The organism is Balneola sp., from assembly GCA_003712055.1.
GTDB lineage: Bacteria > Bacteroidota > Rhodothermia > Balneolales > Balneolaceae > RHLJ01.
In genome coordinates, this window is sequence record RHLJ01000001.1 from 253,796 (window position 1) to 270,812 (window position 17,017).

At 40.3% G+C, this 17,017-nt stretch carries 13 protein-coding genes; 3 read left to right on the forward strand and 10 right to left on the reverse strand.

Annotation, left to right across the window (positions count from 1 at the left end; all coding sequences use genetic code 11):
• Positions 1–304 precede the first annotated feature (304 nt).
• Genes ED557_01175 through ED557_01185 form a run of 3 tightly spaced genes read left to right on the forward strand, consistent with a single transcriptional unit; the run spans position 305 to position 3,504 of the window.
• Positions 305–2,338 carry a sodium:proton exchanger gene (locus ED557_01175; protein RNC85416.1) on the forward strand — a complete coding sequence of 678 codons (2,034 nt, stop codon included), beginning with the start codon at positions 305–307 and terminating at the stop codon, positions 2,336–2,338.
• 45 nt (positions 2,339–2,383) lie between these two features.
• Positions 2,384–2,923, forward strand: a complete 540-nt coding sequence (locus ED557_01180; protein RNC85417.1) for a carboxypeptidase regulatory-like domain-containing protein — start codon at positions 2,384–2,386, stop codon at positions 2,921–2,923.
• Entirely contained in the window at positions 2,923–3,504 is a 582-nt protein-coding gene (locus ED557_01185; protein RNC85418.1) for a carboxypeptidase regulatory-like domain-containing protein, read from the forward strand. The genes ED557_01180 and ED557_01185 overlap by 1 nt, the downstream gene beginning before the upstream one ends.
• Before the next feature lies 1 nt (position 3,505).
• On the opposite strand, the gene ED557_01190 is transcribed toward ED557_01185, so the two are convergent.
• The 10 genes from ED557_01190 to ED557_01235 all read right to left on the reverse strand — a co-directional run bounded on the left by ED557_01190 (position 3,506) and on the right by ED557_01235 (position 16,995).
• Positions 3,506–4,816 (reverse strand): glycosyltransferase family 2 protein, encoded by a 1,311-nt coding sequence (locus ED557_01190; protein ID RNC85419.1) that lies wholly within the window; start codon positions 4,814–4,816, stop codon positions 3,506–3,508.
• Entirely contained in the window at positions 4,817–6,190 is a 1,374-nt protein-coding gene (locus ED557_01195) for a hypothetical protein (GenBank protein ID RNC85420.1), read from the reverse strand.
• Positions 6,191–6,219: 29 nt separating this feature from the next.
• The gene (locus ED557_01200; protein RNC86132.1) at positions 6,220–7,515 is read right to left on the reverse strand and encodes a nucleotide sugar dehydrogenase; all 1,296 of its coding nucleotides are present in this window, start codon (positions 7,513–7,515) and stop codon (positions 6,220–6,222) included.
• A gap of 561 nt (positions 7,516–8,076) precedes the next feature.
• On the reverse strand, positions 8,077–10,029 hold the full coding sequence (locus tag ED557_01205; protein ID RNC85421.1) for a DUF4114 domain-containing protein: 1,953 nt from the start codon (positions 10,027–10,029) through the stop codon (positions 8,077–8,079).
• 256 nt (positions 10,030–10,285) lie between these two features.
• Complete coding sequence (locus ED557_01210) at positions 10,286–11,323, reverse strand: HlyD family efflux transporter periplasmic adaptor subunit (GenBank protein ID RNC85422.1); 1,038 nt, start codon at positions 11,321–11,323, stop codon at positions 10,286–10,288.
• Entirely contained in the window at positions 11,323–12,570 is a 1,248-nt protein-coding gene (locus ED557_01215) for a hypothetical protein (GenBank protein ID RNC85423.1), read from the reverse strand. The genes ED557_01210 and ED557_01215 overlap by 1 nt, the downstream gene beginning before the upstream one ends.
• A gap of 326 nt (positions 12,571–12,896) precedes the next feature.
• Complete coding sequence (locus tag ED557_01220; GenBank protein RNC85424.1) at positions 12,897–13,580, reverse strand: DNA-binding response regulator; 684 nt, start codon at positions 13,578–13,580, stop codon at positions 12,897–12,899.
• Positions 13,577–14,251 carry an Hpt domain-containing protein gene (locus tag ED557_01225; protein RNC85425.1) on the reverse strand — a complete coding sequence of 225 codons (675 nt, stop codon included), beginning with the start codon at positions 14,249–14,251 and terminating at the stop codon, positions 13,577–13,579. The genes ED557_01220 and ED557_01225 overlap by 4 nt, the downstream gene beginning before the upstream one ends.
• 1 nt (position 14,252) lies before the next feature.
• Positions 14,253–14,666, reverse strand: coding sequence for a response regulator (locus tag ED557_01230; GenBank protein ID RNC85426.1), 414 nt, complete (start codon positions 14,664–14,666; stop codon positions 14,253–14,255).
• Positions 14,629–16,995: a PAS domain S-box protein gene (locus ED557_01235; GenBank protein ID RNC85427.1), complete on the reverse strand. Its 2,367-nt coding sequence runs from the start codon at positions 16,993–16,995 to the stop codon at positions 14,629–14,631. The genes ED557_01230 and ED557_01235 overlap by 38 nt, the downstream gene beginning before the upstream one ends.
• Positions 16,996–17,017 lie beyond the last annotated feature (22 nt).

Below are 17,017 nucleotides of genomic sequence, written 5' to 3' on the forward strand. Positions count from 1 at the left end.
ATCAATTTTAGTGGAAGCGTTTTCTTTTTGATTTTGCTTTTTTAGCATCAGTTTTATGTGAGTTGAGATTAAACTCTCAGGAAAGTCCTAAGTCATTCCTGCGAAGGCAGGAATCTAGATTTCGCTTTTTTAATGTAAATTTAGATTCCGGCTTTCGCCGCGGAATGACATTCATATTGTATTTATAAGATGCTCTTATCTTAAAGAGCGTTACTTTTTGCCCATTATTATTTTATTTAAGTAGAACTTATTTGCCTCAAGTCTCTATTTTTAAAAATCATCTTTAGACGCTCAATACTCCCCTATGTTTTTTGCTGTAAGCTTGCCCTTTTTAAATGAAATCGTTGCTCTCTTCCTTGTAAGTGTGCTGATTGCTTTCATTTGCTACAAATTAAAACTGGTTCCAATTGTTGGTTTTCTAATCGCAGGAGTTGTTATTGGCCCTAATGCTCTTGGACTGGTTCAGGATCAGGAGCTGGTTGATATGCTTGCTGAGATAGGAATTATTTTGCTTCTGTTCACTATTGGTATAGAGTTTAGCCTTGAAAAACTAGCGCGCATAAAGTCGGCTATTTTCATAGGTGGCGGAGTCCAGGTTTTGCTAACGGTGGCTTCAGTAGTAGGCATATTTTTATTACTTAACATTAACTGGAAGATTGGTATTTATACAGGCTTCCTGGTTGCATTAAGCTCTACTGCCATTATTCTTGGATTGCTTAGTGAACAGAAAAAAACTGATAGCCCAGTAGGCCGACTTTCTTTAGCTGTACTCATTTTCCAGGATTTTGCCATCATTGCTATGGTGTTGCTGGTTCCCCTACTATCTGGAGAAAGTGGATCTACTGCAGACATTTTACTGGTTCTAGGGAAAGCAGTATTACTCATTGTGGGAATTGTACTTTTGGCCAGGAAAATTGTCCCCTGGATTTTAGACAAAGTTGCTCAAACACGTCGCCAGGAACTTTTTTTACTAACCGTAATGGCAATCTGTTTTGGAACAGCAGCGTTAACAAATCTCGCTAATGTAAGTCTTGCTCTTGGAGCTTTTCTAGCCGGTTTAGTAGTAAGTGAAAGTCATTACAGCGACCACGCCCTTAGTGAAATTATACCCCTCAAGACCATTTTTAACGCCGTTTTCTTTGTTTCGGTGGGAATGTTGCTGGATGTTAAATTCGTGCTTGAATACCCACTCCTTCTTCTGGGTATTGCCTCGGGAGTATTGGTTCTAAAGTTTATCCTTAGCTCGGTCAGCCTTTTGATACTAGGCTACCCCATTCGAGTAGCAGCGGCTTCGGGGATTGTATTATCTCAAATTGGTGAGTTCTCTTTTGTACTGGAACGCGAAGGCCGCAAGGCAGGCCTGGACCCGGGTGGATTTGGAGAGCTAGGCTCACAGATGTTCATCGCCGTTTCTGTTATTCTTATGCTCTTAACTCCCTTCTTTTTATCTATTAGCCCAAAAGTGGGAGAAATCCTTTCTAAGACTCCCCTCAAGAAACTGGGAGAGAAAAGAAAAAAGGATAAGGATGCCAAGCTAAACGTTAAACTGGAAGATCATGTCATCCTGGTTGGATATGGGCCTGCTGGCCGTAATTTGGCACGAATATTTGCGGATACAAATATTCCGTTCATTGTAATTGAAATGAACCCTAAATCAGTGAATGAGATGCACAAAAATGGCATCAATGCTATTTATGGGGATGCAACCCGAAGCCATATCCTGGAACATGCCCAAATTGAAAAGGCCAAGCTGTGTGTAATTGCCATTAATGACCTGGATGCCAATCCAAGGATTATAAAACTCGCCAAATATTTAAATCCAACTTTACAGGTCATTGTAAGGACCCGGTACCTGGCTCAGGCGGAAGCGATGGAAATCGCCGGGGCTGATACTGTTGTACCCGAAGAAATGGAAACCACTGTGCGACTTTTCTCAAATGTGATGAGTGCCTATATGATTTCTGAGGAAGAGATCCAGCAACACATTAGGGAGCTCCGCGCCGAAGATTACCAGATTATGAGAGGGAGCATACAGGAAGCTCATCTTATGGTACTGCAAGGACTTGATGAAGAAGGCCTCCATACCAGAGCGGTAGTAGTTCGAGAAGGAAGTTATGCTTCAGGTAAAACATTGGCCGAATTGAAACTTCGTAATGAATACGAAATCACCGTACTCACCGTTCATCGTGGAGAACGAAACATTGGGAATCCAGCAGGTTCCTTTAAACTCGAAACTGGTGACCGGTTAGTCATGGTTGGATTAGCCACCCGCTTTGCCGATGCAGCAGTGATCTTTAGGGAAGAAAAACCTCCCATTGAACTTGAAGAGGATGTTTAGGTATAACCGATACTCATGTTTCCAAATCAAATTATTTAAAACCAGATGAAAACAGCGTTAATTGCTTCCTTATTCCTATTCATTATTTCTCCGTTATATGCTCAATATTCTATTTCAGGATATGTAATAGACTTTGGTGAGGCTGAACCCATAGAAGGAGCTTTAGTGTTTGTTCATAATGAATACAATATCTCCTTTGATCCTCCAATAAACACCACCACAGATAAAAGCGGGTATTATGAATTTGATCTTCCTGAAGGGCGTTACAGTGTAAATGTTTCCGTTTTCTATGAAGTCGATGCTGATAGCTTCGCTTTTGTGTATCAACCGGGTGTAGCCACTCTTGAAGGCGAATATTTCATGAAACAAGGCTACGATCTCAATTTTGGCTTTTCCATGAAATACATCCTGAGCAATCATCAATTAAAGAATCAGACTCAAGGAGCAATGTCTGTCGGGATGCATACAAGAGAGTTTTTTGTTCTTCCCTTAGGAGTGTACAACTTTGTAAGGCCAAAAGTACATGCGCCTGGTTTCGCATTTAAAAGATCCGAGACCAGCTTTATTCAAGAAAAGACCTGGTGATGGCAACTAAAACTAATAGCAAGATTTCAGTATTACCACTATTAGTTATCATGGGTTTTTCTGGTAGTCTGGTTGGTCAGCCTAATATTTGTGGGTTTGTAACTGACAGAAGTGATAGTTCAGCGGTTGAAGGAGCTACTATATACCTATATGATGAATACAATCTTCCCCTTTTTAATGAGTTACGAACTACTACAGATGACACGGGATACTTCGAGTTCACCAACATAGAACCTCTTAAATACAGTATTAACACTTGGACTTATTTCACTTTTCAAGAGGACACCTTTGCCTTTGTACTACAACCAGGAATTTTTGACGTAGATACATCTAAATCAATGTTTGAGCATCCTTGCTTTTATGTGAACTTCGAATTTAATCTAGAGGTAACTGATTCAAGTTTTAATGAATTAAAAGAAAGCTTTATCAATTCCTATCTTAGCTATTTCAAAGATTTTGATTTTGGAGAAAAAGATTGGCCCACAGATCTACTTCCTCTGTTAATTCAATGGGAGATTACAACTATTGATTCTTTATTCACTAGATATCCCGATATGTTTGTTAGAAGAAAGGATTGGTAGACTACAGCCCATACTTCTTAGCCATGGAGGATGACTTCACTGGATTCCAGGGATCTTCATACGAACGCTTAAAGAAGAATTCCTGGTAATAAGCGGTAGTCCGGACCAATCGCAGGAAAACACCTGTATAAAGCGTCATAAGAGGAACAAATTTTAGAAGCTTGGTTTCTTCCTTTTTTCGTTCAGTGAATAACAATATGCTACCCATTTGCACATAGCTCATTGCTACATATAGTGTAAAATTCATTGGAATGATGAAGTGAAGTGAAGAACTGTAATTGAAAATGATATCAATCATATATAACAACCACATGATATCCAGGATTACGTTATAGAATACGTTTTCAAAAAGAGCGAAGAAATTACTCCAACTAAAATTGGCATGTGGGAAATACACATCTCTGTGCTTTCGTACTCTAAATCGAATGATGGATTTATCCCATCGGAGCCGTTGCTTTTTTAGCACTTTAAATTTCGAGGGAGCATTGGTCAGACAAATCGCTTTTGGAGCAAATACTGTCTTATACCCGCACTTCCTGATTTTAACGGTAATATCTCCATCTAACCCAGGGCCAATATCCCAGCCTCCTATTTTATCCAGGATCTCAGGCCGAAAGGCGCCAAAGGCACCAGAAATGATCTTATAGATACCCAAATAGGAAGTGATAATTCGGCCAACTGATACCGTCTTTAGATACTCAATCGCCTGAAGCGAGGCACAGAGGCTATCTTTATAATTTCTCACTTTAACATTTCCTCCAACTGCCCCGATCTTTTCATCATAGTAAAAAGGAATCACTACTTGCTCGATAGCATCGCGATCAAAAGAGCAATCAGCATCAAGGTGAACGATGAATTTTCCTTTTGCATAGCGCAAGGCCAGGTTAGCTGCTGAGGCTTTCCCTCCCCTCATTTCATTCCGGATGAACATATCGATCAAACCAAGCCTCTCAAGGTTTTTCCCAATAATTGGGGTATCGTCATCAGAGCCGTCGTCAACAATGATGAGTTCGAAGTTTTGATAAGTCTGTTCTGCAAGGGATTTAGTTAGTTTAAAAAGATGAGCCCCCTCGTTTTTCCCTGGGATAATTATGGAGATCAATGGGTTTTCGAGGAAGAGCTCATGTCTTGCTTTTTGAAATTTCTCATCATCGCTTTTCTTAGTCAGGTTTTGAAAGAAGAGAACGATGTAATCAATGATGATATACCGGGTAAATTCAAAGATGCAGAAGTACCAGAATACCCTTAAGAATTTGTTGAAGCCTACGGCAAACCAGTACTGGATATATTCGGGTGTTAGCTGCTCAAACATCTATCCTTCCTCTCCTAGCGATGTAATTAGTGTTTCCACCACTGATTGATCTTTTCCGGGACCATCAGCAAGCAATTTCTCGATATTTCTTTGGATTATTTCTCCAATTTCAGCTGCTCGCTCTTTCGAATAGTCCACCAGCATAAATCTAAACCAGGAAGTGGTTGGGCTTGAAAGTACATCTACACTATCGAGGTAATTAGAGATTATACCGCAAATTTCAGATTGGATGAGTTCTTGTTGTTCAGGGTGAAAGGCAGTCATAAAGTCTAGGTTCACTCGTAATGACCCTTCCCAACTTTGATGCCCGCTTTTTGCAATTCGTTGAATCTCCTGGCTCTTGAACAGCTCAAATATTTGTTCACTAACAGTTTTTGAGCCTTTCTTTTCAGCTTTCTTTGATTTCACATGCATGCCGTTAATAGCCGCGTACTCACCCATTGGAGTAATGGCATATTCCGAAATCTCAATATTTCCGAGTTGCTTTAGTTGGTTATCACACCCGCAATCGATGCATAAAGCCTTTATTTCAGGTTGCTGAAATTGGTGACTGCAGTTGTTGCAAGTATGCATAGAAGAGGGCTTATCATAATCGATACCAATATGTCTCAGTTCTTTACTACACTTTGGACATTCCATGGTATCGTTGTCAGTTTTGAAATCGCTTTCTGGCGCAATATGGGCACACACAAAGTGATGAATCAAATCATCGGTTTGGAGATCAGAAGAACCACATTTAGGGCAGCATTCCCTGTAGTTCAAATACCCCCCAGAACACTTTTTGCAGGTGTGTACTTTATCAAGGGATTTTTTTGCGAAGTACCCCTCCTTGATAGATTGCTCCATCAATTCTACTACTTTTTGGCTTTCATCATCTCGTATGATTGAGCCTAAGAATGGATATGAATACCCAATCTTTGAATTTCTTTCTCTCATTGGCTTCAATGTGCAGCCTCTTGAGTGCGAATATTGAAGTGCTGCCTGAAGTAATGAATGGTTATAGTCTAGTTGATGTACATCAAAAGTGAATGAGCGGAGCTGAGCTCGAATATGCTTGATCTTTTGAAGCATTAAGCTCTCTGTATCGGTTGAATAAGTGCCATCAAATAAGAATTCGATCTTTCGGCATCCAGGAACACTTGAGCTTATGAATACAGGAGTAAGTGCAAGTTGTCGGTTTTTTTGGATTCTGATGGACCTCAGAATTTCTTTCGCGTTAGATGAGTTAGCCGTCTGAACAAGTACTGCATCAACTCGCTGGATCTCCTGTAATCCGAATCCCTGATCATCAACTGCTAGCAATACCTGAATTGAGCCATTCTCAAATTCAAGTATGCTAGGTTGATGTTGTGGGTGTTGTACTAGTTCAAACATGATAGTCACCAGCTTTTAATAGCCTGGGATTAAAGTGACATGTAATGTTGTTCTTCAGAAGTTCTGCCTTTGATCATACCTCTTACATCGTAAAAGATCGTGTCAGGCTTAGAAACAGAAGCTAGTTCTTCTTCGCTGATGTCTTTGTATTCATCATGAGCTACAGCCATGATTACCACATCGAAGTTACCTTTATGCTCTTCTTTCGAGCAGTGGAAACCATATTCCTCACGTACTTCTTCAGGATCGGCATGGGGGTCTTCTACCCAGCACTTGATACCAAATAAGGCAAGCTTTTTAACCACATCGGCAACTTTCGAGTTACGGATATCACTCACGTTCTCTTTAAAGGTGATTCCTTTAACTAAAACAGTAGATGACTTTGGGTTTTTGCCTAGTTCTTCAAGCTTCTGAGAAATTTTGAACGCGATGTTATATGGCATTCCATCATTCCTGAAGCGTGAGCTGGCAATTACTTTAGGATCAACTTTTACCTCTTTCGCTTTATAAGCGAGATAGTATGGATCAACACCTATACAGTGACCACCTACAAGGCCAGGGAAGAATTTTAAGAAGTTCCACTTTGTCCCTGCTGCTTCTAATACATCGTTAGTATTAATTCCAAGCTTGTCGAAGATCATAGAAAGCTCATTCATCAATGCGATATTTACATCACGTTGAGTGTTTTCAATGATTTTAGAAGCCTCTGCAACTTTAATGGTACTTGCTTTGTGAATTCCGGCAGTTATAATGCTTTCATACACTTTAGCAATTTCTGTTAATGCTTCTTCATCACTTCCTGAGACCACTTTGGTGATGTTGGTCACAGTATGAACTTTGTCACCTGGATTAATGCGCTCAGGAGAATAACCGATCTTGAAATCTTCGTTTAATGTTAATCCTGAAATTCGTTCAAGGATAGGAACACACACTTCTTCCGTACATCCAGGGTACACGGTAGATTCAAAAACCACGTAATCTCCTTTTTTAAGTACTTCCGCTACCGAAGCAGTTGCCTTTTTAAGTGGAGTTAAATTTGGTTCTCTTCTATGATCGATTGGAGTAGGTACTGCCACCACATAGAATTCTGCTTCTGCAATTTGATCTAACTTATGAGTGAACTTGATGTTCTTCTCTTCAAATGCTTCTGCATCTAATTCTTTAGAAGGATCGATTCCCTCCCTCATCATTTCTACACGAGCTTCGTTTATGTCGAAGCCGATTACATTAAAGTTTCTTGCGAATTCTAATGCGATTGGTAATCCAACATATCCAAGACCAACCATGGCTAGTTTTGATTCGCCTAATGCAAGTCTTGAGTAAATGTTGTCATCATGTTTTATCAGTCTTAAAGCTGGTGCTGAGGACTGATTGAAGTCGATTTTTTTAGCTGAATTGTTCATTGTTCTGTTGATTTAGTTGTGTTTTTAATTTCTGATGCAAATCTACCTACTAAATCAGGCTTTCTGTGAGATTATCGATGAATGGCAGATATCTATCGATGATTGGTATGGGATTGGGGTTGGCCTATTGAAGTAAGAATATTATATGAAGAACAAGGAGTTAAGAATAGAGTTGGACTTTACTCTTAGTTCTTAGTTCCCTGATGAATATTCTTACTTCCCCTTTACGTAATCCTGATACATAAGGAGAAGCAATCTCTAAGCAATTGCTCTACACTGAGACCGCTTCGTTCCTCGCGGATATTCTCTTCCCAAACAGGTCATTCTGAGGCTATCGCCGAAGAATCTAAACGGGTGGGTTTACCCGACTAGATCCTTCGCAAGTATGCTCAGGATGACTTTATTGGAGTTCTAAGTCATCACACACACAAAAGCCGGTCCCTTTCCAGAAACCGGCTTTTAGTATTACGTCATTAACCTTCTCTATTTCTGAATAAACTGAGTTGTATTAATCGAAGCCGGATCATCGGTCGAGACCATAAAAATGGCATCATTATAATCCTTATCGCCCTGGGGAAGTGCGATATCTTCGAATGCAAGTACAATACTTTGACAACCCTGATCAAAAAAAATGATGCTTTGTTGTTTCTCACTTACATTGAACTCAGGTATGGTGTACTGGGTGTAGATCCCGTCTGTTATTTTACTCCCTTTCCATCCATTAGAGATCACATAGAAACCTATTACGGTCCCCTCTTCAAATTCACCTAATAGCTTCATGGTGTTACCCTGTATAAGCTCGCCACCTGAATACTTTGCAGAAGCATTTGGGAAGATCACTACTTTATTCAAGTCCTCAGCTGTTTGTGGAGGGTCATCTTTATGATAGTAATAATAGCCTAAGGTGTTTCTGTACCCCGCCCCTTCACTAATAAAGGTCACATATACTTTATCATCTTTAAGCAATTCGATTTCCCTGTTAGGATTGTCGAAATACTCTGGATGTGCAACAAGTACATTGCTCCGTTCCGGAAGTACATTCCGGAAAAGATTAGGAAGTAGCTCACTACATACTTCCACGTCTTCAGGCTCCATTCCGTGGGGTACCCCACTATTATCATGTCCAAACATGGTTTGGTGCTCTCCCAGGGTTCCTTTCCTAAGAATTTTGAGCCCTTCTCCACCTTTAGCTACGAAGATCCATTCCCCATCAGTTGTCATATAGTTAGCCGATGCGGGAGCTTCATTCAAATCCCAGTGGAAAATCGGATTCATTTCACCAGGACTTTCCGGCATATCCAATACAGAAATACCATCAGCACCATTGGCGATGTAGATATAGTCATCATCGCTGGTTACCCCATTGGTATTTCCTTTGGTTAGGATATTAGAAGGAGTTGAATACAATTCTTCATCTGTATAGATGTCGAATCCTTTCAATCCATCATAGCCCATAGTAACAAATACCACTTCCGGATACCTCTGCGCAAAGTGAAGAGTGGATTTCCCCCGATAGGATCGTTCAACATTTTGGTGTGTAGCTGTCCCAATATTTACACTTTTGGATTCCTCAGAACTACCAACCTGTTTGATTTTAAGCTCTGCATCATCCCCGGTAACTAATGTTACCACAGAAGAAGCGTAAGGAACACTACCGTTAGTGGCTACATATTTTGCATCGGAATATTGCTCAGAGTGATTAAAACTGAGGTTATTGACATCAAATGAGTAGGTTCCGCCATGAGTTTTCCCTGCGGTTACATAGAGTTCGTTACCTGAACGAACAATCCCATTTGCGGATGCTGATATACCGGAATCGGTAAACCTGGAAAGGGAAACGTTTTTTATGTCTTCTGATATTAATCCGTCTTTTAATTGAATTTGGCGAACTACTGCTCCCTTATTCTTATGAGACAGGGCCAGCCAGATTCTCCGGCTGAATTCATCACCTTCGTAATCAACAGTAATGGCGTTAACATCAGATTTATCGAATAGAGCCTGGCTTACAAGTTCCGGATAAGCTCGGTTTGATAAATCAAACACCTCCAATCCTCCAAGGTGAATATCACCTTGTTTGTTGTAAGAAACATAGGCTTTATCGTCTACTACCTGCACATGGGTAGCACTAAGCTTATGCCCCTGAAAAATCGGAGACTCCACTTCGGCTACAAAGTACCAGGTATGTTCTAACTCTTCTGAATCCTCAAGAGAAAGTGCTCCCTTAAGTTTTGATTCAGGATCAAAGATGGTGGCCTGCCCGGAGCTATTCACCTGTAAAGGTTTATTGATATAATTAACCCGGGTATTCAGCACCTCTTTGTTATGTTCAAAGGAAACTTCTTCCTCTGATATCTCCTCAGTGTCCACATCAAAGGATGGGCTACAACCGTAAAGCAGTAGCACTCCGACAGTGAGAATGAGTAGTTTTGTTTTCATTGTTTTTTATTTGGTTAATGTGCAATCCGAAAATCTATATTTATAGGGCTGCATCCGGGCTTTTTCGGCGAATGGCAGGTTTGTGCCGATGAGTGGGGCTCTGCTTGTCTTTTTTAAGAAGTCATCCTGAGCATACTTGCGAAGGATCTAGTCGGGTAAACCCACCCGTTTAGATTCTTCGCTCTCGCTCAGAATGACCTAAAACAAAAAAAAAGCTGGAACGCTACCAACGTGCCAGCCCTGTGTAGTCGTTTTCTCAATTGAACCTTCCAAGGGATACTTTTACCGACATCTTGTAGAACTGCTTCCAGCCTTCCAGGTCCTCCTTATTAACCGGGACGATGTCTGCTAAGATTGAGCGTTCTGTAGGCTCATATTTTTTCTGAAATTCAGGCGGTAGTTCGTAAGTGGATACATAAAACTTGTCGATAATCCCCTTCTGCTTGGTACCATCCGGGAATTCAAGGGTAACTATCCTTCCTACTTCCACTTTATCCGATTCCTCCTGGGTGAAGTACGCCTGGATTCGAACTTTTTCAGGTTGGTGAATAGCCATTACCTGGTCTCCTTCATAACATACTTCATTCTCATTCACAGCTATGCGACCTATGATTCCATCTGTTGGAGCTATGTACAATCGCTTTTGAACAGAATTCCCACCAAATGAAGCCGAAATACTATACTCCCTTTTCAACCGGGTAAGCTGATCAATATGACGGATTAGAAATCTGATTTCCTCTTTCACCAGATCAAGGTCATCCTGGGTATTTACCATAATCCGTTGCTGATCATCAAACGAGCCTTTGGTTAAGGCAGCAAGTGCTACCAGTTCCCTGGTCTTTTCTAGTTCTTTCTGCTCTTCTGCCAGTCGATTTTGAAGAATCTGTCGCTCAGTTCGCTTCTCGTTTAACTGACGGGTAAGCCCAAGAATCTCGCGATTAATTCGCTCTTTATTAGATACGATATTAGAGTAACTAGCCCCATCATTTTCAAAATACTGGTTTAGATATCTGAATAAGGTATCTCCTTTTTGGATAGTAGCACCTTCTTCTACATACATGGAGTTTATCCTGATATCATCCGTAAAATGGACTTCCAGCTTCTCCATGGTCACCATTCCATCGATTTCGATGATGGCGATGCCTTTATAAAGCTTAAATGCTCCATACAATCCTACGATAAATAGTAGCGCTAAAAAGAGTACACGGTCTGTGTTTAGTTTATTCTTTTTCTTCGGTGGTTCCTTCAGGGTTCTGATAGTTGCATTGCCCTGGTTAAAGCTAAATTGTTCCATTATTCTACCTCCGCATTTTTGACAATGAGGTTTTCAGTTTTATAGACCAGATACTTTTCGATGCTACTATCTACTAAAAGCAGATTGATCTTCAAGAGTAGCTGAGTCATTTGTTTGGTAAGACCAGCTGTTTCGATTTGGACAGCCAGGTATTCGTCCTGCAGCAAAGATGCATCGATGGCAGGAATGGTTGTATTCACACTCTTTTTCTGTAAGTCTAATACCCGAAGCTTTTCAGCGAGCTTCTTTTCCAAAGCTATGGTATTCAAACGCTGTTTTTGCTTATAGGTGTACTCCTGATAGAGCATCAGGATCTCTTTCTTCCTGTTCGAAAGTTCATATTCATAAACTTCATCCAGGTATTTTACTTCAGAGTTATATTTTTGTCGGATCTCCTTTTTTGAATTAGACAAGGGAACCGCAAGAGATACTCCTACTGATACATAATCTCTTCTATCATCACTAAAACTAACCTGATGGTTATAGTATAAGTGTGCATTTAAACGAACATTATTTGACCAGAAATTTGGTTCCTCGATAAGTGCTTTATTCAGCTCCTTCTTTTTTGCCAGATTTGGACTGAATTCAAGATCAAACACCAATTCTTCAAGGTTAATATGAGGTAATTCCTCGAAGCCATAGATCCCTGAGGCTGTTACATAAGGTAGCTGTACCGAAAAGATGGCTTCAAATGACTGAGTGGACGAAATGAGTACATCCTTTTGAAATTGAGCTTCCTCCATCCTGGCTTCTAAATCCATCAGTTCTCTGTTGGTGAAGTACCCTTCTTCTCTTAAAGAACTAAACAATGGAGCCTTACTTCTGAGGAGACTAATCCTGGAATCATAATAATCGATTAATTTTTTCTCGAAGTAATAGGAAGCATAGGCGTACTGAAAGTAATAGCCTTCCCTTTTAGATTGATCGAGTGCATTTAGTTCTTCAAACTCTGCTTTTAGCAATGATTGATTTGCTTTCAGCCTTCGATCATAAAATCCTTCTGAAAGGATATTCCAGTTTACACCGGCTTTATAAAATGTTTGAAGATTTGAGAGCCCAAGGTCATCTTCAATAAAACCTTCTCCAAATTTGTGGTTTACTGATGATCTAAATTCAAGTCCAAAGTCTCTGTTATACAGACTTGCTTCACTGTAGTATTTATCAACCAGAGCACTGGAAATATTTCCTGAGGAGAACCGGAGCAAATCGTTGATAAAGACATTGTATTCCTGTGCCTGTGCCTGCACGCTCAACAATGCTATGATGTAATATGTTTTGAGAGATTTCACGACTACTTTTTTTCCAAAGCTAGTCGCTTAGAGCTTCCTAGATGAGATTCTTCGACGAATGGAAGCTATCTGTCGGTGAATGGAACCGTGGGGACATTGAACAGTTGAACATTGAACTTCGAACACCCAACGTTGAACGTTCAGCCTAACCACCTTTGCGATCCCGACGAATGTCGGGAGAAGCAATCTCAACTATATGGGTAAATATCCTGAGATTGCTTCAGTCGTGCCTGCCCACCATAGAAAACTTTGGAAGGCGGGCTATGCTGACTCCTTCGCAATGACTACAACATATTTAATCTGTTAAGCAACACTTCCCGGTTTGCTCTGCTTACCGGAATAATCTCTTCTGCGATTAGGATACTGTTATCCTCTATATCCACAATTTTATCCAGGTTTATGATATACGAACGATGCACTTTTAAGAACTTCGAAACAGGAAGCTTTTCCTCAATCTTTTTGAGCGTATTGTGGACCGTGTATTTCTTATCCTCTGTTTTGATCTGCACATAGTCTCCTTTCGCCTCAATAATCTGCACTTCATCAAAATTGAGTTTTACTAGTCTCGAATTGATGTTAACAAAAATGGAGGTCTCCTCTTCGGATTTTGGCGCCTCAGTCTTCTTAGCTTTTACCTTTTCCATGGTTTTTAAGAATCTACCCAGAGAAATAGGCTTAACCAGATAATCAACTACGTTGTACTGGAAAGCTTCAAGGGCAAAGCTGGGATCAGTAGTAGTCATTACTACATCGGGAAGCTCTGAAACTGACTTCACAAATTCAGAACCTTTTAGTTCCGGCATATGAATATCGAGAAATAGCAGATCGATCTGGTTTTCAGCAAGAAAAGTCAGAGCGTCTGCCGGGTTTTCGAATTCAGCCAGTACTTCGATATCTCCTACGCGTTCACACAACTTTGAAAGCGTTAGCCTAGCCGTTTTTTCATCATCAATAATTACACATTTCATAATAACTCTTTCATTTTTACTACCACCGATTCTAAATCCCGAACGATACTCTCAATATCTTTACCGGCACTCTCCCAATCGGTTATGGCGTTCTCTTTAGTTTTATATTCAATTTCTTCTGCGATAAGATCTACATTTTCAATCCCAAATGTGCGAATCTTAGTACGTAAAGCATGAAGTACCTCAGCCACCGTATTCTGATCTTCTCCACTTAACGCCTCTTCAAGCTGGGAACATTGCTTTGGGACTTCTTCAATGAATATGTTAATTAGTTCCTTTTCGAAGTCTTCGTCTCCTCCTGATAGTTCCTTGATGAAATCAAGCTCGAATAGTTCTTCTGTTTGAGGATTAGAATATATAACTCTGTTAATGTGGTCTTCATTTAGAGGTTTTAAGAAGAAATGGTCATCAGAAATTCCCAATGCTGATCTCATTGATTCCGTAGGGCGGCTACCACTTACAAAATAGGTTGCAGAAAAATCCAGAGAATTGATTCTTTCTCCTGGTAAATGGCAATCTCGAATCAGTATTGCACTTTCATCTTTGGAATACTTTTCATCCAGCTCTTTAAAGCTTTCTACTACTTCGAAAGTCAAGCCTTCAAAAGATCGCATTAACCTCGTAAAAGCCATTCGATCAAATTTGCTATCGTCCAGGTAGTAGAATTTCATATTAATAAGCACTTTCGCTGGTAGACCAATAGTGCTTCAATGTAGAGAGCATATCCACAAAATCACTATATCGTACTGGTTTAACCATATAACCGGCCGCTTGTCTCTCAAAACCTTTGAGTTTATCAGAAGGATGTTTGGACGTTGTCATTATTACCACAGGGATCTTTTTAAACTCATCATCCTTTTTTATTTCCTCAAGGAACTCAAAACCATCCATTACGGGCATATTTAGATCAAGAAGAATCAACCCGGGAAGGTTAGTGCTATTTTCTGAAAGCCACTTTAAACCTTCTTTTCCATTTTGCTTCGAAATCAACGCATTCGTGATCCCAAGCTTTGAAAAAGCACGCTCTACTTTCTTTATTTCCAGCTCGTTATCCTCGAGCAGTAATACTGATTTCTGATCTTTCATTGTTGTTAAATTTCCCTATGGTAAAATAAAAGGTGGTACCCTGCCCTGTGGTACTTTCGAACCAAACATCTTCATGATGGTTCTCCATAATCTTCTTAATAATAGAAAGCCCAATACCCGTGGAACCTTCCTTGCTATCATGGAAGGTAGAAAAAAGGTTGAAGACATCGTTGCCGATTTCCTGATCAATACCAGGACCATTATCAGATACAAAACACAACCATTTCTCTTTCTGTTCCTCAAATCCAATTCGAATCGATCCCTCTTTTTTGTCCATGAACTTGATGGCATTACTTACCAGGTTTTGAATTACCTGACCTAACTGCACCCTGCTGAACTGTACTTCCGGGAATTCTTTTTGAACCTCCAGTTTTATATGCTCTGGAACATGTAATCGGCTCACTACCTCACTAAGCAGTTCGTTTAAATCAATGGTCTCAAGCTCTTCCTTTTTGGATGTAGATGTGGAATAGGTAAGAATGCCCTCAATAAGTGCATCCATTTTCTCCACGTTTTCAATAATCATTTCCAATGTCTGCTTCCCTTCTTCATCTAATGAATCTCTATAATCTTCAACTACCCATTCACTTAATGAACTGATGGCACGTAGTGGAGCTTTAAGATCATGAGAAACCACATGGGCAAACTCATTGAGCTTATCATTAGCTACTTTCAGATCGGCTAACAGTTTTTCTTTGCGCTCTTCCGCTTCTTTCTTTTCTGTGATGTCCCGTGCAATGGTTTGTATGGCCCATTTACCATTATAGGTAACCGGCGAAGAAGTAGCCTCAATAATTTTGGTATTACCCTTATAAGTATTGATCTCAAATTCTATAGGGGGAACTTTTTCTCCTTTTCTGAGCTGTTCAAGTCGTTTCTCAAACATAGAGCGCAGAGTATTTCCAGCAAGCTCTAGGAGGTTTTCTCCCATTACCTGCTCCATAGAAGTTGCTTCATAGAGCTCTATACCAGCTTGATTAAGATACACTACCTTCCCTTCTTCTGTGATTTGAATCGCTTCCGGTTGGTTTTCAACCAGCTTCTGCCAGCGCTCTTCACTCTCCCTTAACGACTGTTCCGCCTTAAGTTTTTGGTTATTGACTATAGCCGTATTCAACTGAGCTGATACCAAATTAGCCACCGTAGTAAGCGTCTGAAGATGCTCTTCGGTATAGAATCCTTTTTCTTCATGCTCAGAATCAATCACACCTATTACTTTATCTCCTTCAATAATGGGTACGGTAAGCTCTGAATACCGGGTCTCATCATCTACAATATAATCGGGTTCTTTTGAGGTGTCATCTATTATGATAGGAGCACCTATCTTAGCCACTCGCCCAACGATACCTTTTCCCACTGGAATGGTAATGGGATTCAGGATTTTTCCATCTTCAGATTTACTGTCACCATAAGCTGCTAACTGATATAGTTCCTGCTTGTCTTCATCCAGGATATAAACTACACAATCATCAAAGCCTAATTGTTCGGTAGTATTTTTGGTGATTTCCCAGGCAATTTCATCAAGACTGGTTTTGCCCAACAATGATATGGCAAGGTTATTAATAGCCTTTAGTAGTCGCTCCGATTTCTTTGCCTCGGTAATATCCCTTACAAAAGAACTAAAGAAATAGACTCCATCAATCTGGTTAGGGATAATGGTCAACTCTACAGGAAATACTCTTCCTGATGCATGCATCGCTGTAATCTCTATCCTTTGATTTAGTACAGGACCCTCACCGGTTTTAAGGAAATGCTTCATTCCACGTTCATGAGCTTCCCGGTATTCAGGAGGAATGATGGTTTCGGAAAGGCGCATTCCCTGGGCTCGTTCCTTACTCCATCCAAAGGTGTGTTCTGCCTGTTTATTCCACTCAGTAATAATTCCGTTTTCATTAATCACAATTACAGCATCCAAGGCAGAATCAATAATAGAGCGCACTTTGGCTTCACTTTCTGACAAAGAATGCTGAACGGATTTCAACTTGGTGATAGGTCGTGCAATGGCAAAAAAGCCGATGGGTTGCCCATTAGAGTCTAACCGCAAATTGGTTGACTGTCCAACCCATAGTACATTGCCTGTACTGGTTATGACAGGGAACTCATAGTAATCGTTTTCGAAGCGGGTACTCAACAACCCGATATAGTGTTTGGCTACTTCCTCTTTGGCTTCTTCAGCCACAAAGTCGGTAAAATGCCGGCCTACAATCTCTTTTTTGGACATGCCAATTAGACGCTCAGTAAAAGCATTAACAAAGGTGCAATTACCTTCCATGTCACAAAAGAAGATGATATCCCCTGCCTGATCTACTATTTCCTCGAAGAACTTCATGGCCGTTAATGTACCATCTAAG

Bases quoted from the DNA above. Each gene is read 5' to 3' on its own strand.
- ED557_01205 (RNC85421.1), bottom strand. From the start codon at position 10,029: ATGAAAACAAAACTACTCATTCTCACTGTCGGAGTGCTACTGCTTTAC.
- ED557_01230 (RNC85426.1), bottom strand. From the start codon at position 14,666: ATGAAAGATCAGAAATCAGTATTACTGCTCGAGGATAACGAGCTGGAA.
- ED557_01220 (RNC85424.1), bottom strand. From the start codon at position 13,580: ATGAAATGTGTAATTATTGATGATGAAAAAACGGCTAGGCTAACGCTT.
- ED557_01225 (RNC85425.1), bottom strand. From the start codon at position 14,251: ATGAAATTCTACTACCTGGACGATAGCAAATTTGATCGAATGGCTTTT.
- ED557_01235 (RNC85427.1), bottom strand. From the start codon at position 16,995: ATGAAGTTCTTCGAGGAAATAGTAGATCAGGCAGGGGATATCATCTTC.
- ED557_01185 (RNC85418.1), top strand. From the start codon at position 2,923: ATGGCAACTAAAACTAATAGCAAGATTTCAGTATTACCACTATTAGTT.
- ED557_01195 (RNC85420.1), bottom strand. From the start codon at position 6,190: ATGTTTGAACTAGTACAACACCCACAACATCAACCTAGCATACTTGAA.
- ED557_01180 (RNC85417.1), top strand. From the start codon at position 2,384: ATGAAAACAGCGTTAATTGCTTCCTTATTCCTATTCATTATTTCTCCG.
- ED557_01175 (RNC85416.1), top strand. From the start codon at position 305: ATGTTTTTTGCTGTAAGCTTGCCCTTTTTAAATGAAATCGTTGCTCTC.
- ED557_01210 (RNC85422.1), bottom strand. From the start codon at position 11,323: ATGGAACAATTTAGCTTTAACCAGGGCAATGCAACTATCAGAACCCTG.
- ED557_01190 (RNC85419.1), bottom strand. From the start codon at position 4,816: ATGTTTGAGCAGCTAACACCCGAATATATCCAGTACTGGTTTGCCGTA.